The sequence below is a fragment of the Aliiroseovarius crassostreae genome (genome assembly GCF_025137635.1).
GTDB classification, from domain to species: Bacteria; Pseudomonadota; Alphaproteobacteria; order Rhodobacterales; family Rhodobacteraceae; genus Aliiroseovarius; species Aliiroseovarius crassostreae.
Genome location: NZ_CP080772.1, coordinates 2,242,303 through 2,268,546 on the forward strand (window position 1 = coordinate 2,242,303; position 26,244 = coordinate 2,268,546).

The window sequence follows — 26,244 nt, forward strand, 5'->3', positions numbered from 1 at the left end:
GATGGTATCTCCTTACTTGAAGCCGATGGATTCCAGGTATTCGCGGTTCTTGCGGGCATCCCCCACCGGATCCGGATCAAGCGTCGGGTCGCAGTCTTGTTCGACCGTGCACCAGCCCTCGAACCCTGCATCCAACAGCACCTGGCGGACGGCGGGGAAGTCCACGTCGCCTTCACCCAGATTACAGAAAATCCCCTGCCCACAGGCGTCATAGAACCCGGTGCGGTTCTCGATCACGTCGGCTTTCACCTTCGGATCGATGTCCTTGAAATGCATATAGGAAATCCGTCCGACATGGCGCTTCATGAACGCCACGGGATCAAACCCGGCATAGGAGTGGTGACCCGTGTCAAAGCATATTTTCAGAAGGCTCTCGTCAACCTCATCAAGCAAACGCTCAAGCTCTGGTTCGAAATCCATGAAGCCCGCAGCGTGGGCGTGGATGCCGACGGTCAGGCCATATTCCTCTGCGCCAATCCGGGCGCTTTCCGCGATCCGGTCGCGATAGGCCACCCACTCGGCCTTGCCCATCTGCTCGGCTTCGGCTGCCCGACCAGCAGTCGGGGCGCGGCGCGGCGAAATTGAATCGATCAGCACAAGATGCTGCGCGCCATGCGCCTTCAACGCCCGCGCTGTGCGGTGTGTGGCATCCAGAACGTCGTCCCATGCGTCCGGGTCGTGATAGGCACGGAACACAACACCGCCGATCAGTTCCAGATCATGTTCGGCCAAAGCTTCGCCCAGCTCGGTTGGGTCTTCAGGCATGAACCCGACAGGGCCAAGTTCAATGCCCTTATAGCCCGCCTCAGCGCAGTCCTTCAGGACTGATCGCCAGGTCGGGTTGCGCGGATCATCCGCAAATTCAACACCCCAGGAACAGGGTGCATTGCCAATTCTGATGCTCATCTTTTCGTGTCTCCGATGCTCAGAAGTCGTTGATATCTTTCCAGGACTGACTGTCGGACGAGGCAAGCCCCGCCGCAATCACCCGGTTTACTTCATGCCCGTCACGGAAGGTGGGCCACACATCCACGCCGGTTTCGATGGCCCGCAGGAAGTCACGTGCCTCGATAATGATCTGGTCCTGATACCCGGTGCCGTGTCCCGGCCCCTGACAGAAAGGTTCATAGTCAGGATGGGCGGGACCCGTCAGGATCTTGCGGAAGCCACGCTCGGGTTCGGGATCGTCCATCCGGTACAGCCAAAGCGCATTCTGATCTTCCTGATCAAAGCGGATTGCGCCCTTGGTGCCGGTAATCTCGTAAGCATAGCCCATCTTGCGCCCCGTCGCGATGCGGCTGAAATACATCTGCCCCATCGCGCCATTTTCAAAGCGGCACATCATCTGGGCGTGGTCGTCATTGGTCACGCGCCCGCCCGGCCTGTCAGTGTGAACGGTTTCAACCTCGGCCATGACCCGCGCAATCGGACCCAACAGCGCAAGTGCTGCGTTCACCATATGGGGCGCGAGGTCCCCCATCGTGCCGTTGGCCATGCCGCTGGTGCGCCAGCTGGCCGGGGTCTGTGGATCAGCATAGAAATCCTCAGTGTGCTCACCACGAAACCACGTGATCTCGCCGATTTCTCCGGCTTTGATCAAGGCGCGAACGTACTGGCTAGCGGGGGTGCGGATGTAGTTGAAGCCAACCATATTGGTCACACCCGAAGCCTCGGCGGCAGACACCATAGCCACACTATCGTCCAGCGACGCCCCCAAGGGCTTTTCACAGAAGACGGGCTTACCCAAGGCAAAGGCGGCCTCGGCGATCTGCCGGTGGGTTTCTTGTGGAGTGGCGATAACGATCGCCTCAACCGCATCATCTTCGACCAAGCTGCGCCAGTTGTCTGTCGCGCGAGCGAATCCATACGCTTGACGGTAATGTTCAGCGCTGTTCGGGGACGAGGCGCAGACCATTTCCAAGCGCGGTCGAAGCGCGGTGCCAAACACCGCGCCAACAGCGGACATGGCCACTGCATGCGCTTTACCCATGTAGCCCCCGCCAAGTATGCCGATGCCGATCTGTGCCACGTCGACGCCTCCCTCGTTTGAAAACAATTTGCAACCGGTTGCAAAAACTGTATCCTGAGAATCGAAACCCCGCAAGCCGCATTCGGCACCGCACTAATTTTTCCCGTGGGAGATACGCTGACATGTCTGCGCAAGACGACACCATCCGCCTGACCACCGCTCAGGCGATCATTCGCTGGCTTTCCAACCAGTTCATCGAAATAGGCGGAGAGGAACTCCGCCTGTGTGGCGGCGGCTTCGGCATCTTTGGGCACGGCAATGTGACCTGTCTGGGCGAAGCCTTGAATACGGTGCGCGACGAGCTGCCGCTGTATCGAGGACAGAATGAACAGAGCATGGGATTCGCCGCCGCGGGCTATGCCAAGACCTGGCTGCGCCAGCGCTTTATGTTCTGCACGGCAAGTGCTGGACCGGGCACTGCGAACCTTCTAACGGCTGCCGGATTGGCCCACGCCAACCGCCTGCCCATGCTGCTTCTATGCGGCGATACGTTCCTGACCCGCCTGCCCGACCCCGTATTGCAGCAGATGGAGAACTTCTATGATCCAACTTTCGGCGTGAATGACGCGTTCAAACCGGTCAGCCGCTACTGGGATCGTATCAGCCACCCGGCGCAGGTGATCCAGTCGTTGCCGGCCGCAATCGCCACAATGCTGGACCCCGCTGATTGCGGCCCGGCTTTCCTTGGCCTTCCGCAGGATGTTCAGGGCTGGACCTATGACTATCCGGTCAAGTTCTTTGAAAAGAAGGTGCACCGCATTCGTCGGCAATCACCAGACGAGGCCGAGATCGCCGATGCGGTCGCTGCCCTCGCTGATGCCGAACGTCCCATGATCATCGCAGGCGGTGGCGTGCAGTACTCGCGCGCTGTCGACGAGCTGACCACCTTTGCCGAGACCCACAACATCCCCGTGGTCGAGACCATCGCCGGACGCGCCAACATGCTGGCCAACCATCCGCTGAACATTGGCCCCATCGGCGTGACCGGATCGGACAGCGCCAACGCGATTGCCGAGAAAGCAGACGTGATCGTCGCCGTCGGCACCCGCCTGCAGGACTTCACCACCGGATCTTGGACCGCCTTTGACAAGGATGCGCAGTTCATCTCGATCAACGCGGCGCGGCATGACGCCGGCAAGCACATGTCCCTTCCCGTTGTAGGGGACGCAAAGCTGAGCCTTAATGCGCTAAATGCAGCAACCGGTTACAAAGCCCCCGCTGATTGGGTCGCATTCGCGCAGGCCGAGCGGAAAAGCTGGGACGATTACGTTGAAAAGAACGTCTCTTACGGGAACCGCCCAAATTCCTACGCGCAGGCCATCGGTGTGGTGAACGCATTGTGCGACAGACGTGATCGTGTAGTCGCTGCCGCAGGTGGTCTGCCTGCCGAAGTAACGGCCAACTGGCGCACGCTAGACATTGGCACGGTCGATGTCGAGTTCGGCTTTTCCTGCATGGGGTACGAGATCGCAGGCGCTTGGGGCGCACGCATCGCGCAGGCCCAGATGGAGCCCGATCAAGACGTAATCACCTTCTGCGGCGATGGCTCTTATATGATGCTGAACTCGGACATCTATTCCAGCGTCCTGTCAGACAAGAAGATGATCGTTATGCTGCTAGACAATGGTGGCTTCGCGGTCATCAACAAGCTTCAGAACAACACCGGGAATGAAAGCTTCAACAACCTGCTTGAGGACTGCCCGACGATCCCGCAGCCCTTCGGCGTCGATTTCGTGGCCCATGCCTCGTCAATGGGGGCAACGGCCGAGAAGGTCTCAAACCCTGCCGAGCTTGGCGAGGCGTTCAAACGCGCCAAGGCGTCCGACAAAACCTATGTGATTGTGATGGATGTGGACCCCTACGACGGCTGGACCACGGAAGGTCACGCCTGGTGGGAAGTCGGCACACCACACATCACTGAAGATGAGAAGGTACGCGCGGCCCATATCGATTGGGAAGCCAGCCGTTCGAAACAGCGTCGGGGCGTATGATGGCGTTGATCGAAGGTATCAAGGGCAATCGTTTTGCGGTCTTTGGACGTGCGGGCATGGATATGTTCGCCGACCCGATTGGCACCAAAAGCGAAGACGCGGCCACGTTCCGCGCTGATCTGGGCGGCTCGTCCGCCAATATCTGCGCGGGGCTGGTGAAGCTTGGGTCTGAAGCCGCGCTGGTGACGTCGGTCTCGGATGATGCGGTCGGACGGTTCTGCGTAAACCGCCTGAAAGATTACGGCGTCGAGACCCGCTATGTCCGTGCAGTCGGTGGCGAGGCCCGCACATCGCTGGCGGTCTATGAAAGCTGCATCGACGATTTCCAGAACGTTATCTATCGCAATGGCGCTGCCGACTTCCAAGTCACCGAAGCGGATATGGATGCGGTCGACTACTCTGCCTTTACGGCACTGATCACCGCAGGCACCGTCTTTGCCGCCGACCCCTCGCGCTCGGCCACCTTCCGGGCGTTTGACAATGCCCGAAAGGCCGGGCTGCCGGTGATCTTTGACATCGACTATCGCCCCTATAGCTGGCCATCGCCCGAGGTCGCGGCAGACGTCCTGTCACGCGCAGGCGAAGCAAGTGATCTGATCGTCGGCAATGACGAGGAGTTTGGCTTCATGGCAGGCGGCATCGACAAAGGGCTCGACAAAGCGCGTGCGCTGGCCGCCGAAGGGCGCATGGTGGTCTACAAGATGGGCCACGAAGGCGCGATCACTTTGGTCGACGGTCAAGAGATCCGCACCGGAATTTATCCCGTCACCGCCGTCAAACCCAATGGCGCTGGCGACAGCTTCATGGCGGGGCTGCTGGCCTCGATCGCCGCGGGGCATTCGTTGCGCGATGCCGTCCTGCGCGGCTCGGCCTGTGCCTCCATCGTCGTCTCGAAACCCGGCTGCGCCAATGCCATGCCCACAACCGCCGAGCTTGAGGCCTTCCTGGCCTCGCACCCCGGCCCAACAGAATGAAAGGAGAGCCCAATGCACATTGCGCCTCATGACAACCAGAACAAACCCATCGTAGATGCGGATAACGCACTGGTCCCGCTGAACTATTTTAACATCGTCAAACTGAAAAAGGGCGAGGTCTTCGAATACGCCGTGCCCGGCTATGAGACCTGCGTGGTGCCTGCCACCGGCACAGTTGATGTGGATGTTGACGGGGCCGTGTATCCGGACCTTGGCAACCGCACCGAAGACGTCTGGGACGGCGAGCCCGAGGGTGTCTATGTCCCGGTCGGCGCGAAGGTGCGTATCACCTGTAAAACCGACGCGACCGAGACCTTCATCGCCGGTGCGAAATACGACAAGGTGCTAGAACCCTTCGATGTGCGCGAGGCCGAACTGGACGTCGTGCAATACGGATCGGACGACACCAAGACCCACCGCAAGATCAAGCATATCCTTGGCGCGAACCACCATGATCGCGTGGGTCGCCTGCTGGTCTCCGAGCTTTACACCGTGGGCGAAGGCGGCTGGTCCGGCTTCCCGTCGCACAAGCACGACACCGACCGCCCTGACCCCAATGGTGGGATGATCGAAACCCGCCACGACGAAACCTATAACTTCCGCTTCAAGCCGAACTACGGCTCGGGCGTGCAGATGTTGCAACGTGAAGACAACAAGCCGGGCGACGCCTATCATATCATGGATGGCTCGACGATCTTGCTGGACAAGGGTTATCACCCCTGCGCGGTTCTGCCGGGCTACCAGATGTACTATTTCACCATTCTGGGTGGCCTCAGCCAGCGGTCGCTGAAGCAATACTTCCAGCCGACGCATGAAGCGCAGCTGCAGACCATTCCCGGCATCATGGACATGGTGGCGAAGTTCAAATGAGTCTTGTGACGTTGAAAGATGTCCTTCAGCCCGCGCTGAAGGAAGGCTACGCCGTGGCCGGTCTGGTCACGCTGGGCTGGGAAGAGATGCGCGCCTATGTGGCGGCGGCCGAGGCCGAAGGCGTCTCGGTCATTTTGCAGGCAGGTCCATCCTGCCGCGAGCACACGCCCTTGCCGGTGTTGGGCAAGATGTTTCGCCATTTGGCCGAAGCCGCATCGGTTCCAGTCGTGGCGCACCTTGACCACGGGTACACGTTCGATGAATGCCGCGAGGCGATCGACAGCGGGTTTACCTCGGTGATGTTCGACGGGTCGCGCAAGCCGCTTCAACAGAACATCGACGAGACCGCCGCGATTGCCGAAATGGCCCATGCGGCGGGCGTGTCCTGCGAGGGCGAGATCGGCTTCGTCGGCTATTCTGGCGGCGAAGGGTCAGCCGGCACCGACCCGGAAGAAGCCGCTGCCTTTGCCCGCGACAGCGGCGTGGATGCGATGGCAATCTCGGTCGGGAACGTGCATTTGCAGCAGGACAAGGAGGGCGGTCTGGACGTTGACCGCATCCGTGCAATCGAGGCCGTGACCGAGGTGCCGTTGGTGATCCATGGCGGATCCGGCGTACCGGTCGCCCAGCGCACCGCGCTTGCTCGTGGATCGAAGGTCTGCAAGTTCAACATCGGGACCGAGCTGCGCATGACCTTCGGACACGCCCTGCGCGACGCGGTCAATGCCGACCCGGCGCGGTTTGACCGCGTGCAAATTCTGAAAGAAACCCACGACCCGGTTGTGGTTGCAACCCGCCGGGTCCTGCAAGCGTTTAAAGGAGCCTAAGATGACACGGATCGGACTTCTGGGCTGTGGCCGGATTGGTCAGGTACATGCCCGCTCGATCAGCCAGATCGACGATACCTCGGTGACCGCTGTTGCGGATGCATTCGCCGAACCGGCGCAAGCTTTGGCGGACCGCACCGGCGCGAAGGTGCTGGAGCCCCTGGCCCTGATTGAAAGCGCTGACGTGGACGCGGTTGTCATCGGCACCCCGACGGATACCCATTACGACCTGATCCATGCCGCCGCCCACGCGGGCAAAGCCATCTTCTGTGAAAAACCAGTGGACCTGTCGTCAGATCGCATTCGCGACTGCATGAAGGTTGTGGAAGCTGCCGGCGTGCCGTTCCTGACCGCCTTCAACCGGCGTTTCGACCCGAACTTTGCAGACCTGCAATCCCGTCTGCGCCAAGGGCAGATCGGCGAGGTCGAGATCGTGACGATCCAGTCGCGCGACCCCTCTCCGCCCCCGGTCAGCTATATCGCAAGCTCTGGTGGGCTGTTTCGCGACATGATGATCCACGATCTGGACATGGCGCGGTTCCTGCTTGGCGAGGAATTGGTGCGTGTCTATGCCGTCGGATCGTCGCTTGTGGATCCCGAGATTGGAAAAGCTGGAGATGTAGACACTGCGGCCGTCACGCTCACGACCGCCAGTGGCAAGATCTGCCAGATAACCAATTCACGCCGCGCCAGTTACGGCTATGATCAGCGGATCGAGGTGCATGGATCAGACGGGATGCTGCGTGCAGATAACGTCCACGAAAACACCGTCGAGATGGCCACCGCATCGGGCTTCACACGCGCCCCGGCGCAGCATTTCTTCCTGGAACGCTATGAAGCTGCCTATCGGGCCGAGATGTGCCATTTCATCGACGCGATCGCGACGGGGAACACCCCGTCCCCCAACCTGTTCGACGGGTTGCAGGCGCAACTTCTGGCAGACGCTGCCGCGCAATCGCTCGCCGAGGGTGCTCCGGTTGATTTGAGCTGACCTCGAAGGCTGAAGGCGGCTCAAATGCCTTCAGTCAGCCGTCCCGGGAATATTGTACGGCGTGATGATCTGCACGTCGCTTAGCTGGGATTTCTCCGCCGGCGGAAACAACCCGTGACGCGCCGAGATTGCGCGAAAGGCTTGGCGCATGTCGTGATACAAATCGTGATGTAAAACAAACCCAATATCACCTTGCCTGAGCAACGAAAGGTTATCTGCGTCAAGGTCATGGGCGATGAAATGCCGTGGCGCGCGCCCGGTGTCCTTGAGCGCATCAAGGATCGCGCGATTGCCCCCACCCATCGAATAAACCGCATCCACTGAAGACACCTTTTCCAATCCAGCGACGAACCGCCGCTTTGTCTTGGTGGACAGCCCGGCTCCTCCCGTAATTTCCAGAACTTCGTAGTGTGGACGCAATGCCAGAAATCGCTCTCGAAAGCTCAGGAATCTCTCTGCTTCACCCTGAAAGGCCTCCTGACTGCGCGAGGTCAGAACCGTTCCGGTGGGTTCGGTCAGCAGATTGGCCAACAGATAGGCAGCGGTGAACCCGGCTTTGGCATTATCGATCCCCACATAGGCCGAGCGATCGGACTGCGAAATATCCGTCACCAGAGTGACGACCGGAATGCCCGCAGCCTCTAGCTCATTCACCGCGTCCGCAATTGCCTCAACATCCCGCGCCTTCAGAAGAACCCCCTGACTTCCGCGCTTCTTGATACGCGCAAGGGCGGCGAGGATCTCGTCCTCCTCCATCACTTCTTGCAACAGGAAGCGCGGGCGAAAGACCGCCTCGGTCAGATCAGGCAAGACAGCTTCACAGGCAGCACGCACTTGGCGACTGAACCGCTGCGGCGCCTCGACAACCACATCAACAAAAATCCGCCGCCCACGCGCCGAAAGCTGACGTTCCTGTGCCTCCAACTCGGCCAGGGCAGCTTCAACCCGCACGCGGGTCTGTGGACTTACGTGCGCGCGATTGTTCAACACACGATCCACCGTGGCGGTTCCAAGCCCGGCATGCCGCGCGATTTCCTTTATGGGGAAGCGATGTGTCATTTGATGGTTTATTGATGTGTTTTCGACCACAATCAAGTGTCGGCTGCCCATATTCTACCTGTGACGAACAGGAGGACCCTGATGAACACCCAAACGCTGACCGAAAATGGCTTTTATTCCGCTGACGCCTGTAAGCTGGATGATTTTGCGGCGCTAACCAAGCGCACGCTGGAATCTGAACAGGTACCCCATGCCAAAACGATCCAGAAGAACATCCCGATCTACGACATCCCCGCCCTGACCGCGCACCTGTCAAACGCCGACACGCGTCGCGCCCTGATGGCCGAGTGGGCAACGATCCTGAATGCCGGCGCGGGCGTGTTCGTGCTGAAACAGGCACAACCGGATCACGCCGCAATTGATGCCGCTTCGGCGGCCTATGAACAGATCATCAAGGACGAAAAAGCGAAAAACGGAGAAGCCGCCGACCATTTCGCCCCGGCAGGCAGCAATGACCGGATCTGGAACTCGCTACAGAAACTTTGTTTCGCGGCGCCAGAGGTATTTATCCCCTATTTTGCGGCCCCAGCCATCGACGCGGCTGCTGAAGCCTGGCTTGGCCCGAACTATCAGATGACAGCGCAGATCAACCTGGTCCGCCCCGGAGGCCAAGCCCAGCAAGCCCACCGCGACTATCACCTTGGGTTCCAGACGGCGGAGGTCAGCGCCACCTACCCGGCCCATGTCCACGACCTGTCTCCGCTGATGACCCTGCAAGGCGGGATCGCGCATTGCGACATCCCCATCGAAAGCGGTCCGACGAAGCTGCTTCCGTTTTCGCAGCTTTACAAACCGGGTTATGCAGCGTGGCGCCGCGAAGATTTTCGCGAGTATTTCGAAGCGCATCACGTCCAACTGCCATTGGAAAAAGGCGACGCGATCTTCTTCAATCCCGCGCTCTTCCACGCCGCTGGCGAAAACTACAGCACCGACGTGCACCGAATGGTCAATTTGCTTCAGATCTCGTCAGCGTTTGGGCGGGCGATGGAAAGTGTGGACCGGTTGAGCATGTGCAAGAAACTGCTTGCCCCGCTTTCGGGAGCTTGGCGTGACGGGCAAATGTCCGAGGCTGAACTGGACGCGGTGATTGCGGCATCGGCTGAAGGCTACTCGTTCCCGACGAACCTCGACACGGATCCCCCCAGCGGGGGCTTGGCACCTGAGACACAGGCCGCTTTGTTCAAGAGATCGGTCTTGGAACAGGAGGGGCCAGACCGGGCAACAGAGCTTCTGGAGGCGCAGGCGACCCGCAAACACGCGTAGCTTGTACGAAAGCAGCCTGAGGACCAAATCAGGATTGGCCCTCGGGCACACACGCTGCCGGATTGAATTTAATGAACGCGCTGCGACACCTAGAGATGGATGGCGGAGGAGGTAGGGGGCAGACTCACGAGTGCGAAATGCAATACTTCACAAACACCGCCAAAAACCCCAATGTGCTGCTTTTACTTACTTTTTATCCTTTGGCTCGCGCTTCAATCGTAACCGTCCGCTGAACACGGCCTTTTGAACCTGTACCGAGGTTGTTACGCAGCCTGGGCAGCGTAACGCCAGGTGAGCAACTCGTCGAGACGCGTGATCTTATGGTCGGCAATGCGGGCGAGCCCCATTGGCGCTGACGTCAGACAAAAAGTACTGAATGGGGTGAAATGGCGGAGACGAAGTCCGCCGTTTCGGCTTCATCAGACTACATAAGCACATTAAATCAATCGCTTGTAAAATTCGCGCGCTGCAAAATGTGTTGCAACTTGTGTTGCAAAATCTGGTGGCGATAGACCCGATTCCCGATAAACTCGGAAATGGAAACGCCCCCGGTTGGCTGACCGGGGGCGCTGAAGAAGTGGTGCGTCCAGAGGATGAATCTAACGCACCGAAACCCCACAGAAGAAAGGGCGCATAATGCCTGCCAAAGATACGATTTTGAAAGACAACCTGCAAGCCGCGCTGTTCCACGCGAAGGCGGGGCGGCCCGTCTTCCCTTGCGGTGCGGACAAGCGCCCGCTGGTGAAGTGGCGCGACCGGGCCACGACCAACCCGGCCCAGATTGAACGCTGGTGGCAGAAATGGCCCGAAGCCATGCCCGGCTTGCCGATGGGGCGGGCGTCCGGGCTGGCCGTGCTGGACCTCGACAAGCGCCCGGACAAAGACGGGGCAGCGGCCTTGCGCGATCTGGGCTATGCGCCGGACTCGCTGTCCCCCTCCATCATCTCCACCCCGTCCGGCGGGCTGCACCTCTATTTCCGGTGGCCCGAGGGTCTGGGAAACTCCGCCGCCGGGCTGCCCGCTGGCGTGGATGTGCGGGGCGATGGGGGCTATGTCATTGCGCCGGGCGCTGTGAACGGCAAAGGGGCCTATGCCGGCCACCTGACGCCCGATCTGCCCGACTGGCCGGAAGGGCTTCACCCGGCTCGCCCTGACGCGCTTGAAGGGGCCTCTGGCGAACGCGAGGGGCTTTCCCTTGCCGTGATCCGGGAAGCGGTCATGGCCCTGCCCAATGACGGGGACGCCTTCGCCAGCCGCGACGATTGGCTGAAGATCGTGGCCGCTGTTCACCATGAGACGGACGGCAGCGACGACGGCTTGGAACTGGTGCAGGAATGGAGCGCTCAGCACCCGACCTATGATGAAGGCGAGACTGAGTCCGTTTGGCAGTCCTTCCACCGTTCCGAAGGCCCGGTGCGGACCTTCGCCACGATCCGGGCCGAAGCCCGTCGGCACGGGTGGCATGATCCGATTTGGCAGGCTGAACGGGCGGCGGAGTTCGATTCCCTCTTTGACGTGCTTTGGACGCCCGAAGAACTGGTGGAGGCGGAGACCGCCGCGACGATTGACGAACTGGTGGGCGACCCCGCCGCGATCAAGGCTAAGGCCGATCTGGACGCAATCACCGCGCAAGCCCAGCTTCGCTTCCTGTCCCCTTCGGAATGTGAGGGGATGCCCGCCCGCCGCTATGTCGTGAAGGGCCTTCTGGCCGAACGGGATGTTGGGTGCATCGTGGGGGCACCGGGCGCGGGCAAGTCCCTTCTGGCCCCGTTCCTTGGCTATGGCGTGGCGCGGGGTGATCGGGTCTTCGGCCACCGGACTCGGGCGGGTGGCGTTCTTTATGTTGCAGCCGAAGACGCCCACGGGATGCGCGGGCGGGTGACGGCCTTGAAGGACACCCACGGGGACGCGGACGCCTTCCGTCTGGTGGAGGGCGTTTCGGACCTTCTGAACAGCCAAGTGGCGGGCAAGCCCAGCCCCCACCTTACCGCGTTGCAAAAGGCGGTGAAGACCCGCAAGCCCGCGCTGGTGGTGATTGACACCATCGCTATGGCCTTCCCCGGTTTGGAGGAAAACGACGCGCGCAGCATGGGCCTTGTCGTGCGCGCTGCCCGGTCCCTGACCAAGTGGGGCGCGGCGGTGCTGTTGATCCATCACGACACGAAGGACGGGCAGCAAGGACTCCCGCGTGGTCACTCCATCCTGAACGGGGCGCTGGATATGTCGCTTCACCTGAAGCGGGACGGCGGCGTGGTGACGGGCCGCCTGACCAAGAACCGGAACGGCACGACCGATCAAACCTTGGCCTTCACCGTGAAGACCGTGACGCTGGGCGAGGATGACGACGGCGACCCGATCACCACGGCGATTTGCGAGGAGTCCGACGGGCCGGAACGTGCTGCCCCGAAACTGTCCGCCAGCGTTGCGGCAGCCCTTGCGATCTTCAATGAATTGCCCCAGCCCGTGACGGATGAGGATTGGCGGCAAGCCGTGATCGACGCCCGCACCGTGTCCGCGTCCGATGACCCGGATAGCCGTCGTAAGGCTTACAAGCGGGCCGTGGAAGACCTGACCCGCAAAGGCATTGTGGTGTTTGCTGACGGCAAATTCGTTCTGGCGGCGGGCGACTGCGAAGACTTCACCGACGACATGGTGGAGGGGGCGCAATGACCAAGGCGGCGCAAATCTCCACGGCGGCCAATTCTTCCGGGCCGCTCCAAGGCGGTCGAAACGCCGGGGCGGAATCCGTGCAGCCTTACCATTGGCAGCGGCAGGCGAACCCGGACACCGGACAAAACGGACGGACACGGACAATGACCGGACATGTCCGCCCCTGTCCGGCGGGCAATAGGTGGGCGGGACACCGGACGGACACGGACAAGCCCCTTAAGGGCTGTCCGTCTGTCCGGTCCGCACATGCCCCGGACATGCAGGCTTTAGGGGGAGAGCAAGAGAGACTTGACCACGGCGGCACGTTGATCGGGCTAGGGTCCTTCCCCGGTGGGTGGGGTGCGGGGGACGCGGAGCCCCGATGTATTGCCCACCACGAAAATTTTGAAATCGAAAACCCGTTTTCCGCTGTGGCGGGATGATCAGGACAGTTGAGAGGCCATGAGCATGGAGAATTTGACCGATACCGAACTTGCCGAGATTGATGACCTGATCGGGATGCCCGAGACGCGGGCCGAAGACGGCAATCTGGTGAACGCTGCCGATCTGGCGGAATGGCTGGGCCTGACCCCCAACCGCGTTTCGGCGCTCGCCCGCGAAGGCGTCTTGCCCCGGAACCCCGACAAGCGGTTTCCGCTCCGCAAGGCGATCCGCGCCTATTGCGATCATGCCCGTGCCGGGGCGCAGGGCCGCCGCGTCGACTCTGAACTGGCCGCCGAGAAACTGCGCGCCGCGAAGGCCACCGCCGAGAAACTGGAAATCCAGAACGCGAAGGCGCGGGGCGATCTTCTGGACGGCAAAGAGGTGGCGAACGCTTGGCGCTCTATCGTGACCGATCTGCGCGCCGCCGTGCTGGCCGTGCCGTCGCGGGTGGCCGGGCGGATGGGGATGGACCGTGCCACGACCGCCGCGCTGGACGCCGAAATCCGGGACGCTATGGAGGTGATTTCCGATGACCGTTGACCCCCGTCTTACCCAAATGCGCCGGGACGCCCTGCAAGCCTTCCGTCCGCCTGCGAAACTGGCGCTGGCAGACTGGATTCAAGCGTCCGTCTTCCTGCCTTCCAGCATCGCCGCCCAGCCGGGGCGTATGCGGCTTTGGAAGCCCCAGATCGAAATCGCCAACTCCATCGGCGACGATACCGTGGAGCGCGTTTCCATCCTGAAATCTGCCCGCGTCGGGGCCACGCAACTCATGGTGGGGACCTTGGGGCATTTCGTGGAGAATGACCCCAGCCCGGTCCTTTGTGTCGTGCCTGCCGAAGCCGATGCCCGTCACTTGATGGTTTCGGTGATCGAACCGACGTTCCAAGAGTCCCCGTCGCTTCGCGCCGCCCTGTCCGAAGACACCGCCGGGCGCGACACCATGCTTCACCGCCGTTTCGCCGGGGGCAGCCTCTCCATCGTCTCAGCCCGCGCGCCGCGCAACCTTCGCGCCCGCACGGCCCGGATTCTCTTTGCTGACGAAATCGACGCCTATGAACTGTCCGCCGGGACCGAAGGCGACCCCGTGGAATTGGCGATGCGCCGCACCATGACCTTCGGCAATCGCCGGATCGTGCTGGCCTCCACGCCCGTTGATGCCGAGACCAGCCGGATTTTGCGGGCCTATGAGCAAAGCGACCAGCGCGTTTTCGAGGTGCCTTGCCCTCATTGCGGCCAGTTCTCGGAAATCCTCTGGGGGGATATTCGCTGGGAACCGGACAAGCCCGAGACTGCTCATTGGCGTTGCCCGAACTGCGAAGGCCGGGTGGAAGACCGCCACAAGGCCCAGATCGTCGCGGCGGGCCGCTGGCGGGCGCTCGCGCCCCATGTGGAGGGGCACCGGGGTTATAAGCTGACCTCGCTGACCTCTACCCTGCCGAACGCGACGTGGCCGAAGCTGGCGGCGGAGTTCCTTCAGGCCAAGCGCAGCCCCACGACCCTGAAGCCGTGGCTGAATACCGTTCTCGGCGAGCCGTGGCGCGGGGAAGGTGATGACCTGGACTCGACAGACTTCGCGGCCTTGCAGCGGCCCTTCAGCCTCGACATCGTGCCCGAAGACGCTCTGGTGCTGACCGTGGGCGGGGACGTTCAAAAGGACCGCGTGGAACTGACCTATACGGGCTGGACCGCAGACGGGGACATGCGCGTCTTGGGTCATGTCCCGATTTGGGGCCACCCGACCGACGCCGAAACATGGGTGGAGGTGGAAGACGCCTTGCGCCGCCAGTTCCGGCACCCGCTGGGGGGCGTGTTGAACGTGGACGCCGCCGTGATCGACTCCGGGAACTGGGCCGATCAAGTCTATGATTTTTGCCGTCCCCGCACGGCCCGCCGGGTCTTGCCCGGCAAAGGCGTGTCCGGCTTCAGCCGCCCCAGCCTTGCCTTCAGTTCGTCCCGCAAGGTCCGGCTGGCCCTGATCGGGGTGGACGGGGTGAAGCTGGCCTTGCACCAGCGCCTTGCCCACGGCGAAACCATCCTGTTTTCGGAAGACCTGTCCGGCGATTATTTCGACCAGATACGCGCGGAACGGCTGGTCACGAAGTTCAGCCGGGGCCGCCCGATGAGAATTTGGGAAGTCATCTCGGGCCGCCGAAATGAGGCGCTGGACACTTTGGCCTATTCCTACGCCGCGCGGCAGCTTGTCGGACTGGACATGGAGCGCCGGGAAAGCGATCTTAAGAGGAAAGACGGGCCGAAAAAGGCCCCTGTGGTTGTTAAGTCCATGTGGCTTGAAGGATAAATAAATGAGTAAATACGATGAACTTCGCTCAGCTTTCGCAGAATACAAGGAAGCTGAGCGCCAATATGTCCAAGAGAATCAGACTCTAGCGCTTCTTATTGTGAATGGACTTAGGGACTACCTTGAAATGCCTGCAAGCTTTCCGCGAAAAGATGGTGATGTGACTTACACCCAGAGTTATACCCCATTTTTCAGCGTTGATGAGGATGGCAATACTGAGGAAAAGGACTTCTATATGGATGCCTTGTCCCACTTTTCAGATGGCTCATTCAAGTTTGCCTTTGGTGTTATTTTGGAACGGGCGGAAGGTGCATTTCCGAAGCACAATTTGATACTGCATGTTGAGTGCAAACGGAAAGGAAGCAGGGTCCATATAGATGTTTCAGGAGAATCAACTGATTGCGACTTTGATGGGCGTGAGTGCCCCCAGATAGAGAAAGTGCATGCTATGATATTTGCCCAGATTCAAGAATGGCTTAAGCATCGACCGGGAGATGGTCATGGGTTTTCGAAGTTTGGCTTCTCGATGCACTAAGGGGGGGGTAAGAGATGACATCTGATGTAACCCGCTTCCCCAGAACAACATGGGATCGGATTCGCAATCGCAGGGGGCGCAAAGCCGTCAACTGCATTGTGAGCGGGCGCTATCTGGCGATTCATGGCGTGGACAATTGCATTGTAGACGGCGGCCACCCGGTTAGCCTGAACGTAATGACCGACACCGACCCGGACCAAAAGGACCGCAATATGTGCGAAATGATTGTGACGCTTGAAGAACTGGAAAGGGTTGTTTCTATTCTTCGGGAAGAATTGGCTGAAAACCAAGCCGACTAGGCGTTGCCTTGATTCCGAAAGCCTTTGAGATTCATCACTCGGGAAATATCGCCGAGTGCCCAACTACGCTTGGCCTCATCGGTGCAGCCGCGTTTCGTCAGAACCTTTTCGACGGACTGACAGGCACGGTGCAGAATCTCTTGTTCGTAACCCGGATTGAAGCCGTGCGAGTATTGCGCCCGCGCGGAAGAAACGCGGCCCTTGAGCGCGTCCAGAGACGGATAGGGGGCAGCATCTAGGATGGCCCGCAATTCGTCGGCTAATGCTTTGTGTTCAGGGATTTCACTCATACGGCGAGCATAGCCCGCCGCTGTCGCCTTCTGCAAGCGTTAGACCGGCAGCGCGCCGCGACCATCCCGCAACGCCAAAATCTTGTTCAGCATGGCGGTAAAGCCCGTGTCGCGTGCCATATCGGCGTCAATCGCCTCGCAAATCTGATCGTCATCCCAAGACAGGCTGGCAAACTCGCCCGACCGCCGAACCCATTGGTGGACAAGTTGCTGGGCGACCTCTTGGCGCTTGGGATGAATCTCACCCGCAATGAACGGGGCAAACAGGCTGTGGGCGTTCCGGGTGTTGCGGTCCACGTCTTTGATCCTTCTGAAATGGATAGGGCGGGCGAGGCCATGTCGAAACCCCGCCCGCCCCTTTGGCGTGTTGACGAATCCTCCATACCATCTTCCTGCAAGACGATGCGAGGATTCGCTGTGTCATTTAATCGACCGTCAAACCGAATTTGACGTGATATTATAGACACTTGAGATGACTTGCTGCGAGATGATATTCAGGGATTCGCCAACTTAGGAGTCCCTGACAATGACCAGCACCGAAGACCGTGATCCTGAATATGGGGGTGTGTTCTTCATCCCTGAAGAAGCCCCCGACGAACTCGGGGTGACGACTGAACAGGCCGCCCGTGCGCTCGCCCATGTGGGCTTTGACGCGAAGCAGGCGGCCAAGTTTCTCCGCAATCGTGTTGCCGACGGGTATGTGACGCCTTACGGACGCCGCCGCTCTGACAAGCGCCGCAGCTATCTTTTCCGGGCTGAACAGGTTCTTGTCACCGCGATCCTGCACCGCCTTGCCGAATGTGGCCTGACTGGTGAGCCTATGGCCGCCGCTGGGCGTCATTTCTTGGGTTGGAACCTCAATGACCTTGACGGCCAAGAGCCGCCCGCACCGAACCCCGCCGCGTGGGTTATGCGCGGCTATCTCCAAGGCCACCGCAACTTCGGCCTTGAACTCGCCACTATCCGTAACACGACTGGGCGGGGCGACCTGAAGTTCACGGCCCGCGTCCGCCATTACGATTTCAAGTCCAATAATTCGGTGGGCACGTCTTTCTGGAACCCCGGCGAAAGCTGGGAACGCCGTTCGCTCTGGGTCCTCGATCTGGACCCGATCCTTGAACACATCACCCGCGACAAACCCGTGGTGAACTAAGATGGCCTTTCCGTTCGTCTCTCGTCTGTTCAGCCGCCCGGCCAAGCCGCAGCAAACCCGCCGTTTTGACGGGGCCGCTGGTGGCCGTCGTGGCTTCGGCATGGGGACGTTCGGGCGGGTCAATTCCGAGGTTTCGGCAGGCGGGGCCACGCTTCGCAGCCGCGCCCGGTATCTCGCCAATAACAATCCGTGGCTTTCGCAGGCTGTGGCGAACTGGGCCGGGGCGCTTGTCGGGTCTGGTATCGTGCCGACCCCGAAACACCCGGACGCCACCACGCGCGCCGATGTGACCGCCGCCTTCCAAGGCTGGGCGGATGACGCGGACGCCGATGGCCGCACGGATTTCCGGGGCCTGCAAGCCGACGTGGCGCGCGGGCTGGTGATTGATGGCGAAGCCTTCCTTCACGTCTTGCCGGGCGAAGACGGGCCGCGTCTCCGCTTGCTGCCGCCGGAACTGGTGGACGAAAGCCTGACCCGTGAACTGGGCAATGGCGCTGTGATTGTGCAGGGCGTGGAGTTCGACTCCGAGGGCCGCCGCGTGGCCTATCACGTCTTGCCCTATCGCCCCCATGACCAGTTCGCCAACTATGCGCCCCCGGTGCGCGTCCCTGCCGACGAAATCCTTCATGTGATGAAACCGCTGGCCGCTGGGCAGGTCCGGGGCGTGTCTTGGCTTGCCCCGGTGATCCTGTCCGCTTCCGACTTTGACCAGCTTTGTGACGCCCTGTTGATGGGGGCCAAGGTGGCCGCCATGCACTCCGCGTTCCTGATCGACCTGAACGGGACTGGCGGGGAACCCTATGACGGCACGGGCGAAGGCGGCATTCTGGAAACCGGGCTGGAACCCGGCACCATGAAGCGCCTGCCGACCGGGTATGACGTGAAGTTCAACACCCCCGGCCAATTGACCGAAATCGGGGCTTTCCTCCGCCTTCAGCTTCAGCAACTCGCGGCGGGCCTTGGGCTGCCCGATCATCTGTTGTCGGGCGACCTCTCGAACGCGAACTATTCGAGCCTGCGCGCCGGGCTTCTGCCTTTCCGCCAGCGGGTGGAGCAAATCCAATATGGGGTTCTTGTGCCCCAGTTCCTCGCGCCGATCTGGCGGCAGGTGGTGACGTTTGCCGTCCTGTCCGGCGATCTGGCGGCCCCGGATTTCGAGTCCGCGCCGCGCGCCTATGCCGCCGAATGGCTGCCGCCGAAGCCGATGCAGGTGGACCCGCTCAAAGACACGCAAGCGACCGTGGCCGAACTGGAAGCCGGGCTGACCTCGCGCCGCAAGGCCGTGGCGGAACGTGGCTGGGCGCTGGAAGACCTCGATTCCGAAATCGCCGCCGATCCGCGCCAGAACGCCCCGAAGCAGGAGTCGTCCGATGCCTGATTATGACTATGACGCCTATTGCAAAAAGCTAGCCCGGAAGGCCGGGGCTTCCGACGAAATTCGTGGCCCCAAGCTGACCGTGAATCCGGCCAAGGCCGCCGTGATCGTGCTGCCAAAAGAAGGCCGCAAGCTGACGCCCCAAGACAAGGAATTTGAAACGTGGAAACGCAAGCTGTCCTGACCCGCCGGGCGGTCTTCGCCCCGGACACCTTCAACGCCGATGCGGGCACCGTGGAGGCCGTGATTTCGACCTTCGCCCCGGTGCAGCGCAAGGGCTTCATGGAGCGGCTGGACCCTGCCGGGCTGGACACGTCCCGCCTGATCGGTGCGCCTGTTCTGGACGGCCACCGCCAAGGCTCCGCCCGAGACGTGATCGGCACCATCACCGGGCACCGCATGGAAGACGGCAAGCTGGTGGCGATGATCCGGCTTTCCGGGGCAGCCGATGCTGTGCCCGTCGTCGAACGTATCCGTGAAGGCACCATCAAAGGCGTCTCCATCGGCTATCGCGTCCGCAAATGGACCGATTCCAACGATCCCGTGACCCGTGCCCGCGTTCGGACGGCGGCGGCTTGGGAAATCAATGAAGTCTCCGCCGTCCCGATCCCCGCCGATCCCGGCAGCCAATTCCGAGGTAAAAACATGGAAAACGAAGACGACCTTCAGACGGTGGAGAACCCCACCGCAACCGAAACCCGCGCGGCTATCCGCCAGATTTGCCGCTCCGCTGGCATGACGGCGGAACAGGCTGATGACATGATCGACCGTGATCTGTCCATCACCGAAGCCCGCGCCGAAGCCTTTGAGGCGATGCAGCGCCGGACCCCGGCCCGTATCCGCACCGCCGCCCCGGCCAACGATGACCCCGCCGCGCTGCGCACCCGCCAGTCTGACGCCCTCGCGTTCCGCATGGCTGGGGGCGAACTGCCCGATGCCTCGCGCGAGTTCGTCAATATGTCGCTCCGCGATATGGCCGCCGATGCCCTGACTCGGGCGGGCGAGTCCACCCGTGGCCTTTCGGCGGATGAACTGTTCCAGCGCGCCGCCGCGCATGGCACCAGCGACTTCCCGCTTCTGGTCTCCAATGCGATGGGCAAAGTCGCCCTGGACTCGTATCGCGCCGCCGAAAGCCCGCTGAAGGCGCTGGCCCGCCAGCGGACGCTTCCGAACTTCAAGGAATCCACCTCCATCCGCTTGGGTGAGATGGGCCGCCTTGAAGAAATGACGGAACACGGCGAGTTCAAAGCGACCAGCCGCGCCGAAGCGGGCGAGAAGATGGCCCTGAAGACCTTCGGGCGGGCGATCAATGTTAGCCGGAAACTTCTGATCGACGATGATCTGAACATGCTGGGCGACATGACGGCGGCCATTGGTGCGGCGGCGGCCCAGACCGAAGCCGAAGAACTGGTGGCGACCTTCATCGGCAACCCCGACCTGTCCGACGGCACGGCGGTCTTCGCCACTGGGCGCGGCAACATGGCGGCGGCGGGTGCTGACATCACCGAAACGTCGTTGGACGCGGCCCGGCTCGCCATGCGCGGCGTGAAGGGTCTCGACGGCAAGACCATCATCGGCGTGACCCCGCGCTATCTGGTGATCGGGCCGGAACTCGAAACCAAGGCCGAAAAGCTGTTGGCCGCGATCTACGCCGCGACCACGGATGACGTGCAGCCGATCAAGCTGAAGTTGGTGGTGGAACCCCGGATCACGGGCACCGGCTGGTATGTCATGGCCGATCCGGCGGCGGTCCCGTCGCTTCAGTTCGCCTATCTGTCGTCTGCGCAGGGCGTCCAGATTCAGCGTCAGGAAGCGTGGACCACGCTCGGGATGCAGTATCGCGCGTTCCTCGACTTCGGCACGGGCTGGGCTGACTGGCGCGGCGCTTACTTCAACGAAGGCGCGTAATATGGCGACCGTGGCCGAACTTCAGAAAATGCGGGCGGACCTCTTGGCCGCCCGTGCTGGCGGCGTCCGGCGCTTCCGGGACCAGAACGGGGAAGAAGTGGAATACCGCTCCGACTCCGAGATGGCCCGCGCGCTGGCCGCTCTTGATGCGGAAATCGCCGCCCAGACGGCCCGGCCTGCCTCCACCATCCACTTCAATATGAGCAAGGGAATCTGACCCATGAAGAACTATGTGCAGAAGGGTGAGAATATCACCATCACCGCGACCGCCGCTGCCACGTCCGGCCAAGGCGTCCTTGTCGGCAACCTCTTTGGCATTGCTGCCGGGAATGCCGAGATCGGGGACACCCTCGACCTTGTGACCGTCGGTGTTTTCGACATGCCGAAAGTCTCGACCGACGTTCTGGCCGTGGGCGATTTCGTCTATTGGGACGATACCGCCAAGTTGGCGACCGCCGATGACGACACGGGCAACAATGAACTGATCGGCCTCGCCGTCACCGCCGCCGGGAACCCGTCGGGCACCGTCAACGTGCGTCTGAACGGCTAAGACGATGCGGGCGGCCACCACCATGCAAACGGACTTGGAGCGCCTTCGGGCGGCTCTTGAGACCGTTGCCAAGCTGGTGGTGGCCGATCCCGTCTATGCGCCGATTTTCAGCCGCCTAGAGGCCGAAATCGCGCAAGAGGAAGCCTTGCTGGCGAATGACGTGGTGGCCCGCGCTCGCGCGGTTGCCGCTCAAAGCGCCACCCGCTGAATCAGGTCCCGAACGTGGGCCAGCGAAGCCCCCTTGCCGTAACGCTCACGATCAAGGGCGTGGCCGAACAGGTCGCGCCTGATCCGTTCATCTATGCCCGCCGCCAAGAGTCGATCTTCAAAGCTATGTCGCAACCCGTAGAGAGAATGTCCCGGCGTCTCCATGAGACCATTGGCGCGAAGGTATTTGTTCACCGTCGCGGACAGGCTGGCGGATGTTGTGCGGTATTTGGGGAAGCCCTTGGGGCAGGCTTTGAAGGCGTCCAGCGACACGCCCACCAGCGGAATGACGCGGCGGGCGTTGCGGGTCTTCAACTGCCTGTCGACCGGCTCAATGGAGATATAGGGCACGGGGGCGTCCAGATGGATTTGCGCGCCCGTCAGGGACGCCAGTTCGCTGGGCCGCGCGCCCGTGTTGACCATCGCCAAGAGGATGCACCGGGCGTCCTTGTTCAGCCCGTCCAGCGCGCCGGGCTTCAAGAGGTGGTCCTTGATCCAGCTTTCCGAGAAGGGCGGACGCTGGCGCGCTTCGCCTTCCTTGAACGAAAGATCGGACAGGGGCAGCACCAGCCCGAGGCGCTTCATCTTGTTCACCGTCTTCAATACGTCCCCGAGGTGAATCAGGTCCTTGTTGGCGCTGTTCGGGGTGAGGTTGTCGGACTCCAGCTTTTCGAGCCACCAGCCCCGGAAATCCAGCATATCGTCGCCCGTAATGTCGGGCAGGGCCTTGTCCCCGACCACCTCAATGAAATTGCGCACCGCTTTCTTGCGGGGGTTTTTCCAGCGCCGAAGCTGGTCATCGCTCTTGCCGAGGGTCTTATCGGCGGCCAAGCCCCAATACAGGTCCAGCGCCCTAGAGACCGTGATTTGCGGCTCGGAGACGCCGCCCAGCACCGCCGCCGCCTCGCGCGTGTCCGGCTCACCGTCCCGCCCTGTGACGGCCTCCACGCGGGCCAGAAGGTCTTCGCGGGGCAGATCGGCCACGCGGGCCGCCGGAAGGTATCGAAAGCCCCGCACCGCCGCCAATTCCTTGGCAGCGTCAAAGCGCCGTTCAGCGTCCGCCGTGTCGCCCGCCAGCCGGGCTTCCCATGCCTCCACCAGATGTTGCCACGCGATTGGGGCCTTTTGTTTGGCAATGGTTTCGGAATCAGTGTGCAAGCTAATCCAGACGCTCTTGCGGTCTTCAACCCGCTGGTATCGCGTCGGAACCCGCTTCCGCAGGTGGTATGTGCTGCCGCGCTTCATAATGGTCATGGCCGGACTCCCGGTTTTGCCCCGTGTTGCGATTTGTGCGGCAAAATGTGTAGCAAATCAAGCCATAATAGCGGACCCGCCGGGCGGCGGATTTCCATATCATCTTGTTTTTGCTTAATAAATGCTGATTTCACACTTGGGAAATCTGGCGGAGACGAAGGGATTCGAACCCTCGAGACCCTTCCGGGCCTACTCCCTTAGCAGGGGAGCGCCTTCGACCACTCGGCCACGTCTCCGTCGACCCGTTTAATGGGATGCGACGAGGGGGGCAAGAGGGAAAAGTGAGAAAACCATGAAGCTTGCGCAATCCCCGAATTTGCGGGTCAAGCGTCAGGCCTGGACGGATCGCGGGGCGGGAACTTATGCGCAAACTTCTCTGCTATTTCATCGGAAAGGAGGTATTGCAGCCCCTGCCCCAAAGCATGGGCCAGATCTGCTGGCAGTTTTTCTTCGATTTCAGAGATCATCAACCCGCCATAGATCTGCCACATCCTGGCCCGCAGATCGCGCCCCGCCTCTGTGATGCGCAGCACCCGGCCCCGTCCATCATTTTCCGCAGCACATTGCGTGACCAGGCCTGATTCCACCATTCGTTTGAGCGTGCGCGACAGGTTGGGTTGATCAAACAGGCTGAAGCTTTCCAGCTCAAACTGGCGCAGCCCCTTGTCACCGCCATTTTTTTCAAGCGCCCACAGGACATCATACCAGCGTGCATTGGGCAGGCCCGCACGCTTGAGCGCAACCTCGAACCTGCCCGTTACCTGCCGGTGCGCCAGGTTCAGCAGCACCCAGATTGCGGTTGTACTGTCATTTGGGTTTGGTGTGTCCATCTCACATTCCTGTTATGTCACCCTCGTTTCGCTTGCAAGGGTGCGCCCATTTAGATACATGCACATGCATCTAAATAGTGCAACACACTTTGGAGTGAATCCATGAAACAGATCCTGCTGGGCACCGCCCTTGCCTCTTTTGCCTTCACAACCGCCGCCAGCGCGGACATCTACAAATTCGATCCGGGCCATACCGAAATCCATTTCTACTACAACCACGCTGGCCTTTCCGATCAGCACGGCCAGTGGAAAGTGATCGACGGAGAGGTGGATTTCGACCCGGCCAATGTCGAAGCCACCAAAGTGACCGTCACCATTGATCCGGCCTCGATCGACACCGGCGTGACCGCGCTGGACGAGCATCTGAAAAGCGCCGATTTCTTTGATGTGGAAACCTATCCCACAATCACCTTCACCTCGACCGGGGTGGAACAGACCGGTGACAACACCATCAACCTGACCGGCGACCTGACCATCAAGGACAATACCAAGCCGATCACGATGGCCTTCACCCTCAACCATAATGGCGCCCACCCGCTGGGGGAATTCGTCGAATTCTATCAAGGCGACTGGATCGGCGTGCAGGGCACGGGCGAGATGCTGCGCTCGGATTACGGGGTGGGCATGTTTGCACCGCTGACCTCGGATGAGGTGCGCCTGGGCATTTCGGCTGAACTGCGCAAAGGCGGATGGCCGGAGTAATGATCCGCAACACGCATACCAGTTGGGGGGCGCCTGCGCGCCTCCTGCATTGGGCCACGGCCGGGGTGATCCTGTTTTGCGTCGGGCTGGGGATATACATGACACAATGGGTCACCGATGCGCTGGCCCAGTTTCCACTGATCCAGACACATAAAAGCTGGGGATTTGTGGCCTTTGTTCTGGCGGGATTGCGCATTGTCTGGCGGCTGATGAACCGCGCGCCCGATATGCCCGACCACATGCCGGCGCATGAACGTCTGGCCGCCCATCTGGGTCATCTTGCGCTTTACGCCCTGATGCTGATCATGCCGCTTTCCGGCTGGCTCATGGCGTCGGCCTCTCCCTTGCAGGATACGTTTGGCATCAAGAACAAGGTGTTTGACCTGTTTGAGATGTATGACCCGTTTGTGCCGGGCGACAAGGCGCTGTCTGAACTTTTTGCAACGGTTCATTTCTATGCGGCGTGGGCGCTGGTGGCTGTTTTGATTGGCCATATCGGGGCGGCGCTCTATCACCACCTTTACCACAAGGACGACGTGCTGAAACGTATGAGCTTCGGACGGTTTGACAGCTGACCCTGAAACGAAAACGGCCGGAGCAATGCCCCGGCCGTTTTCATTGGTCTTGCGCCCGATCAGACCCGATCAGGCGTTGAACAGGAAGTGCAACACGTCGCCGTCCTTGACCATATAGCTCTTGCCCTCAGCGCGCATCTTGCCCGCTTCCTTGGCCGGACCTTCGCCCCCCAAAGCCACGTAATCATCATAGGCAATGGTCTCGGCACGGATGAAACCGCGCTCAAAATCCCCATGGATCACACCAGCTGCCTGCGGCGCCAAAGTGCCTTCGCGAATGGTCCAGGCACGCGCCTCTTTCGGGCCAACCGTGAAATAGGTTTCCAGGTGGAGAAGTTCGTAACCGGCGCGGATCAGCCGGTCGAGCCCCGCCTCTTCCAGCCCAAGCTCCTCAAGGAACATCTCCATGTCATCCGCGTCAAGCTGGCTGATTTCCTCTTCGATCTTGGCAGAAATCACCACGGAGGCGGCGCCTTGTTCTTCAGCCATTTTCGCAACGGCATCCGAGTATTTGTTGCCGGTCGCCGCATCGCCTTCATCCACATTGCAGACATAAAGGATCTTCTTGGTGGTCAGAAGCTGAAGCATGTTCCATGCTTTGCGGTCCTCGTCGTCCACCTCCACCGTGCGGGCAGGCTGACCGTTTTCCAGGGCCGCCATGGCCGCCTTCATCAGCCGCTCCTGCTGCACCGCTTCCTTGTCGCCCCCGCGCACCTTACGCACGATGTTCTGAAGGCGCTTTTCGATCGATTCCATGTCGGCCAGCATCAGCTCGGTTTCGATCACTTCCGCGTCTTCGACCGGGTTCACGCGGCCTTCGACATGGGTCACATCGCCATCATCAAAACAGCGCAGCACATGGGCAATGGCATCCACTTCGCGGATATTGGCCAGAAACTGGTTGCCAAGACCTTCGCCCTTTGAGGCCCCTTTCACGAGCCCCGCAATATCGACAAAGGTCATCCGGGTGGGAATGATTTCCTTGGACCCGGCAATCGCCGCCAGCTTGTCCAGACGGCTGTCCGGAACCGCCACTTCCCCCACATTGGGTTCGATGGTACAGAACGGAAAATTGGCCGCCTGTGCCGCAGCCGTTTTGGTCAGCGCATTGAAAAGCGTCGACTTGCCCACATTCGGCAGGCCCACGATGCCCATTTTGAAACCCAT

At 61.0% G+C, this 26,244-nt stretch carries 28 protein-coding genes and 1 tRNA gene; 20 read left to right on the plus strand and 9 right to left on the minus strand.

The window, feature by feature from the left end; translation table 11 throughout:
- Positions 1–12: 12 nt before the first annotated feature.
- Entirely contained in the window at positions 13–906 is an 894-nt protein-coding gene (locus K3J57_RS10710) for a TIM barrel protein (RefSeq protein ID WP_259795784.1), read from the minus strand.
- Positions 907–925: 19 nt separating this feature from the next.
- Positions 926–2,029, minus strand: a complete 1,104-nt coding sequence (locus K3J57_RS10715; RefSeq protein ID WP_259795787.1) for a Gfo/Idh/MocA family protein — start codon at positions 2,027–2,029, stop codon at positions 926–928.
- A 122-nt stretch (positions 2,030–2,151) separates the two neighbouring features.
- Between K3J57_RS10715 and iolD the strand changes: the two genes are divergently transcribed.
- From iolD to iolG, 5 genes are read left to right on the plus strand one after another with little or no spacing between them, the layout of a single operon-like run.
- Positions 2,152–4,020 (plus strand): 3D-(3,5/4)-trihydroxycyclohexane-1,2-dione acylhydrolase (decyclizing), encoded by a 1,869-nt coding sequence (iolD, locus tag K3J57_RS10720; RefSeq protein WP_259795788.1) that lies wholly within the window; start codon positions 2,152–2,154, stop codon positions 4,018–4,020.
- Positions 4,020–4,994, plus strand: coding sequence for a 5-dehydro-2-deoxygluconokinase (gene iolC / locus K3J57_RS10725; RefSeq protein ID WP_259787055.1), 975 nt, complete (start codon positions 4,020–4,022; stop codon positions 4,992–4,994). The genes iolD and iolC overlap by 1 nt, the downstream gene beginning before the upstream one ends.
- Positions 4,995–5,006: 12 nt before the next feature.
- Positions 5,007–5,864, plus strand: coding sequence for a 5-deoxy-glucuronate isomerase (locus tag K3J57_RS10730; RefSeq protein ID WP_259791672.1), 858 nt, complete (start codon positions 5,007–5,009; stop codon positions 5,862–5,864).
- On the plus strand, positions 5,861–6,691 hold the full coding sequence (locus tag K3J57_RS10735; protein ID WP_259791673.1) for a class II fructose-bisphosphate aldolase: 831 nt from the start codon (positions 5,861–5,863) through the stop codon (positions 6,689–6,691). Before K3J57_RS10730 ends, K3J57_RS10735 begins: the two co-directional genes overlap by 4 nt.
- A 1-nt stretch (position 6,692) precedes the next feature.
- Positions 6,693–7,682 carry an inositol 2-dehydrogenase gene (iolG, locus tag K3J57_RS10740; RefSeq protein ID WP_259784544.1) on the plus strand — a complete coding sequence of 330 codons (990 nt, stop codon included), beginning with the start codon at positions 6,693–6,695 and terminating at the stop codon, positions 7,680–7,682.
- 30 nt (positions 7,683–7,712) lie between these two features.
- Here the strand turns inward: iolG and K3J57_RS10745 are convergent, their stop codons facing one another.
- A complete protein-coding gene (locus tag K3J57_RS10745; protein WP_259795790.1) occupies positions 7,713–8,741 on the minus strand; it encodes a LacI family DNA-binding transcriptional regulator in 1,029 nt (342 codons plus the stop codon).
- Between the two features lie 81 nt (positions 8,742–8,822).
- Here K3J57_RS10745 and K3J57_RS10750 point away from each other — a divergent pair, with 81 nt between their 5' ends.
- From K3J57_RS10750 to K3J57_RS10775, 6 genes are all read left to right on the plus strand, one after another.
- Positions 8,823–10,004, plus strand: a complete 1,182-nt coding sequence (locus K3J57_RS10750) for a phytanoyl-CoA dioxygenase family protein (RefSeq protein ID WP_259795792.1) — start codon at positions 8,823–8,825, stop codon at positions 10,002–10,004.
- Positions 10,005–10,640: 636 nt separating this feature from the next.
- A complete protein-coding gene (locus K3J57_RS10755) occupies positions 10,641–12,674 on the plus strand; it encodes an AAA family ATPase (RefSeq protein WP_259795797.1) in 2,034 nt (677 codons plus the stop codon).
- A gap of 441 nt (positions 12,675–13,115) precedes the next feature.
- Positions 13,116–13,637 (plus strand): hypothetical protein, encoded by a 522-nt coding sequence (locus tag K3J57_RS10760; protein ID WP_259795801.1) that lies wholly within the window; start codon positions 13,116–13,118, stop codon positions 13,635–13,637.
- Positions 13,627–15,399, plus strand: a complete 1,773-nt coding sequence (locus K3J57_RS10765; RefSeq protein ID WP_259795804.1) for a phage terminase large subunit family protein — start codon at positions 13,627–13,629, stop codon at positions 15,397–15,399. Before K3J57_RS10760 ends, K3J57_RS10765 begins: the two co-directional genes overlap by 11 nt.
- Before the next feature lie 4 nt (positions 15,400–15,403).
- Positions 15,404–15,934, plus strand: coding sequence for a hypothetical protein (locus K3J57_RS10770; protein ID WP_259795806.1), 531 nt, complete (start codon positions 15,404–15,406; stop codon positions 15,932–15,934).
- 14 nt (positions 15,935–15,948) lie between these two features.
- Complete coding sequence (locus K3J57_RS10775) at positions 15,949–16,233, plus strand: hypothetical protein (RefSeq protein WP_259795808.1); 285 nt, start codon at positions 15,949–15,951, stop codon at positions 16,231–16,233.
- Here the strand turns inward: K3J57_RS10775 and K3J57_RS10780 are convergent.
- Positions 16,230–16,523 (minus strand): hypothetical protein, encoded by a 294-nt coding sequence (locus K3J57_RS10780; RefSeq protein WP_259795810.1) that lies wholly within the window; start codon positions 16,521–16,523, stop codon positions 16,230–16,232. The genes K3J57_RS10775 and K3J57_RS10780 overlap by 4 nt on opposite strands.
- Before the next feature lie 39 nt (positions 16,524–16,562).
- On the minus strand, positions 16,563–16,820 hold the full coding sequence (locus tag K3J57_RS10785) for a hypothetical protein (RefSeq protein WP_259795811.1): 258 nt from the start codon (positions 16,818–16,820) through the stop codon (positions 16,563–16,565).
- A gap of 229 nt (positions 16,821–17,049) precedes the next feature.
- Between K3J57_RS10785 and K3J57_RS10790 the strand changes: the two genes are divergently transcribed.
- The 7 genes from K3J57_RS10790 to K3J57_RS10820 are packed head-to-tail and all read left to right on the plus strand — an operon-like array spanning position 17,050 to position 21,717.
- Positions 17,050–17,676, plus strand: a complete 627-nt coding sequence (locus K3J57_RS10790) for a hypothetical protein (protein ID WP_259795813.1) — start codon at positions 17,050–17,052, stop codon at positions 17,674–17,676.
- A gap of 1 nt (position 17,677) precedes the next feature.
- Positions 17,678–19,054 (plus strand): phage portal protein, encoded by a 1,377-nt coding sequence (locus K3J57_RS10795; RefSeq protein WP_259795815.1) that lies wholly within the window; start codon positions 17,678–17,680, stop codon positions 19,052–19,054.
- Positions 19,047–19,235, plus strand: a complete 189-nt coding sequence (locus K3J57_RS10800; protein ID WP_259795818.1) for a hypothetical protein — start codon at positions 19,047–19,049, stop codon at positions 19,233–19,235. The genes K3J57_RS10795 and K3J57_RS10800 overlap by 8 nt, the downstream gene beginning before the upstream one ends.
- The gene (locus tag K3J57_RS10805) at positions 19,214–20,959 is read left to right on the plus strand and encodes a prohead protease/major capsid protein fusion protein (RefSeq protein WP_259795820.1); all 1,746 of its coding nucleotides are present in this window, start codon (positions 19,214–19,216) and stop codon (positions 20,957–20,959) included. The genes K3J57_RS10800 and K3J57_RS10805 overlap by 22 nt, the downstream gene beginning before the upstream one ends.
- A gap of 1 nt (position 20,960) precedes the next feature.
- A complete protein-coding gene (locus tag K3J57_RS10810) occupies positions 20,961–21,176 on the plus strand; it encodes a phage head-tail joining protein (protein ID WP_038145994.1) in 216 nt (71 codons plus the stop codon).
- Between the two features lie 3 nt (positions 21,177–21,179).
- Entirely contained in the window at positions 21,180–21,509 is a 330-nt protein-coding gene (locus K3J57_RS10815; RefSeq protein ID WP_259795822.1) for a DUF2190 family protein, read from the plus strand.
- Between the two features lie 22 nt (positions 21,510–21,531).
- Positions 21,532–21,717, plus strand: a complete 186-nt coding sequence (locus tag K3J57_RS10820) for a hypothetical protein (RefSeq protein ID WP_139231383.1) — start codon at positions 21,532–21,534, stop codon at positions 21,715–21,717.
- On the opposite strand, the gene K3J57_RS10825 is transcribed toward K3J57_RS10820, so the two are convergent.
- The 3 genes from K3J57_RS10825 to K3J57_RS10835 form a co-directional block, all read right to left on the minus strand.
- Positions 21,699–22,970 carry a DUF6538 domain-containing protein gene (locus tag K3J57_RS10825; RefSeq protein ID WP_259795829.1) on the minus strand — a complete coding sequence of 424 codons (1,272 nt, stop codon included), beginning with the start codon at positions 22,968–22,970 and terminating at the stop codon, positions 21,699–21,701. The genes K3J57_RS10820 and K3J57_RS10825 overlap by 19 nt on opposite strands.
- 146 nt (positions 22,971–23,116) lie before the next feature.
- A tRNA-Ser gene (locus K3J57_RS10830) sits at positions 23,117–23,206 on the minus strand.
- Between the two features lie 87 nt (positions 23,207–23,293).
- A complete protein-coding gene (locus K3J57_RS10835) occupies positions 23,294–23,800 on the minus strand; it encodes a MarR family winged helix-turn-helix transcriptional regulator (protein WP_259775735.1) in 507 nt (168 codons plus the stop codon).
- 102 nt (positions 23,801–23,902) lie between these two features.
- On the opposite strand from K3J57_RS10835, the gene K3J57_RS10840 reads away from it, so the two are divergent.
- A complete protein-coding gene (locus K3J57_RS10840; RefSeq protein WP_259795832.1) occupies positions 23,903–24,502 on the plus strand; it encodes a YceI family protein in 600 nt (199 codons plus the stop codon).
- A complete protein-coding gene (locus tag K3J57_RS10845) occupies positions 24,502–25,077 on the plus strand; it encodes a cytochrome b (protein WP_259795834.1) in 576 nt (191 codons plus the stop codon). The genes K3J57_RS10840 and K3J57_RS10845 overlap by 1 nt, the downstream gene beginning before the upstream one ends.
- Before the next feature lie 69 nt (positions 25,078–25,146).
- On the opposite strand, the gene ychF is transcribed toward K3J57_RS10845, so the two are convergent.
- A complete protein-coding gene (ychF, locus tag K3J57_RS10850; protein ID WP_055190177.1) occupies positions 25,147–26,244 on the minus strand; it encodes a redox-regulated ATPase YchF in 1,098 nt (365 codons plus the stop codon).

Excerpts from the sequence above, each read along its gene's own strand:
- K3J57_RS10770 (WP_259795806.1), top strand. The coding sequence starts at position 15,404 with ATGAGTAAATACGATGAACTTCGCTCAGCTTTCGCAGAATACAAGGAA.
- iolC (WP_259787055.1), top strand. The coding sequence starts at position 4,020 with ATGGCGTTGATCGAAGGTATCAAGGGCAATCGTTTTGCGGTCTTTGGA.
- K3J57_RS10810 (WP_038145994.1), top strand. The coding sequence starts at position 20,961 with ATGGCGACCGTGGCCGAACTTCAGAAAATGCGGGCGGACCTCTTGGCC.
- ychF (WP_055190177.1), bottom strand. The coding sequence starts at position 26,244 with ATGGGTTTCAAAATGGGCATCGTGGGCCTGCCGAATGTGGGCAAGTCG.
- K3J57_RS10815 (WP_259795822.1), top strand. The coding sequence starts at position 21,180 with ATGAAGAACTATGTGCAGAAGGGTGAGAATATCACCATCACCGCGACC.
- K3J57_RS10730 (WP_259791672.1), top strand. The coding sequence starts at position 5,007 with ATGCACATTGCGCCTCATGACAACCAGAACAAACCCATCGTAGATGCG.
- iolG (WP_259784544.1), top strand. The coding sequence starts at position 6,693 with ATGACACGGATCGGACTTCTGGGCTGTGGCCGGATTGGTCAGGTACAT.
- K3J57_RS10790 (WP_259795813.1), top strand. The coding sequence starts at position 17,050 with ATGACCAGCACCGAAGACCGTGATCCTGAATATGGGGGTGTGTTCTTC.
- K3J57_RS10835 (WP_259775735.1), bottom strand. The coding sequence starts at position 23,800 with ATGGACACACCAAACCCAAATGACAGTACAACCGCAATCTGGGTGCTG.
- K3J57_RS10840 (WP_259795832.1), top strand. The coding sequence starts at position 23,903 with ATGAAACAGATCCTGCTGGGCACCGCCCTTGCCTCTTTTGCCTTCACA.
- K3J57_RS10760 (WP_259795801.1), top strand. The coding sequence starts at position 13,116 with ATGAGCATGGAGAATTTGACCGATACCGAACTTGCCGAGATTGATGAC.
- K3J57_RS10750 (WP_259795792.1), top strand. The coding sequence starts at position 8,823 with ATGAACACCCAAACGCTGACCGAAAATGGCTTTTATTCCGCTGACGCC.
- K3J57_RS10755 (WP_259795797.1), top strand. The coding sequence starts at position 10,641 with ATGCCTGCCAAAGATACGATTTTGAAAGACAACCTGCAAGCCGCGCTG.
- K3J57_RS10845 (WP_259795834.1), top strand. The coding sequence starts at position 24,502 with ATGATCCGCAACACGCATACCAGTTGGGGGGCGCCTGCGCGCCTCCTG.
- K3J57_RS10765 (WP_259795804.1), top strand. The coding sequence starts at position 13,627 with ATGACCGTTGACCCCCGTCTTACCCAAATGCGCCGGGACGCCCTGCAA.
- K3J57_RS10800 (WP_259795818.1), top strand. The coding sequence starts at position 19,047 with ATGCCTGATTATGACTATGACGCCTATTGCAAAAAGCTAGCCCGGAAG.
- K3J57_RS10735 (WP_259791673.1), top strand. The coding sequence starts at position 5,861 with ATGAGTCTTGTGACGTTGAAAGATGTCCTTCAGCCCGCGCTGAAGGAA.
- K3J57_RS10710 (WP_259795784.1), bottom strand. The coding sequence starts at position 906 with ATGAGCATCAGAATTGGCAATGCACCCTGTTCCTGGGGTGTTGAATTT.
- K3J57_RS10820 (WP_139231383.1), top strand. The coding sequence starts at position 21,532 with ATGCAAACGGACTTGGAGCGCCTTCGGGCGGCTCTTGAGACCGTTGCC.
- iolD (WP_259795788.1), top strand. The coding sequence starts at position 2,152 with ATGTCTGCGCAAGACGACACCATCCGCCTGACCACCGCTCAGGCGATC.
- K3J57_RS10780 (WP_259795810.1), bottom strand. The coding sequence starts at position 16,523 with ATGAGTGAAATCCCTGAACACAAAGCATTAGCCGACGAATTGCGGGCC.
- K3J57_RS10795 (WP_259795815.1), top strand. The coding sequence starts at position 17,678 with ATGGCCTTTCCGTTCGTCTCTCGTCTGTTCAGCCGCCCGGCCAAGCCG.
- K3J57_RS10775 (WP_259795808.1), top strand. The coding sequence starts at position 15,949 with ATGACATCTGATGTAACCCGCTTCCCCAGAACAACATGGGATCGGATT.
- K3J57_RS10825 (WP_259795829.1), bottom strand. The coding sequence starts at position 22,970 with ATGACCATTATGAAGCGCGGCAGCACATACCACCTGCGGAAGCGGGTT.
- K3J57_RS10745 (WP_259795790.1), bottom strand. The coding sequence starts at position 8,741 with ATGACACATCGCTTCCCCATAAAGGAAATCGCGCGGCATGCCGGGCTT.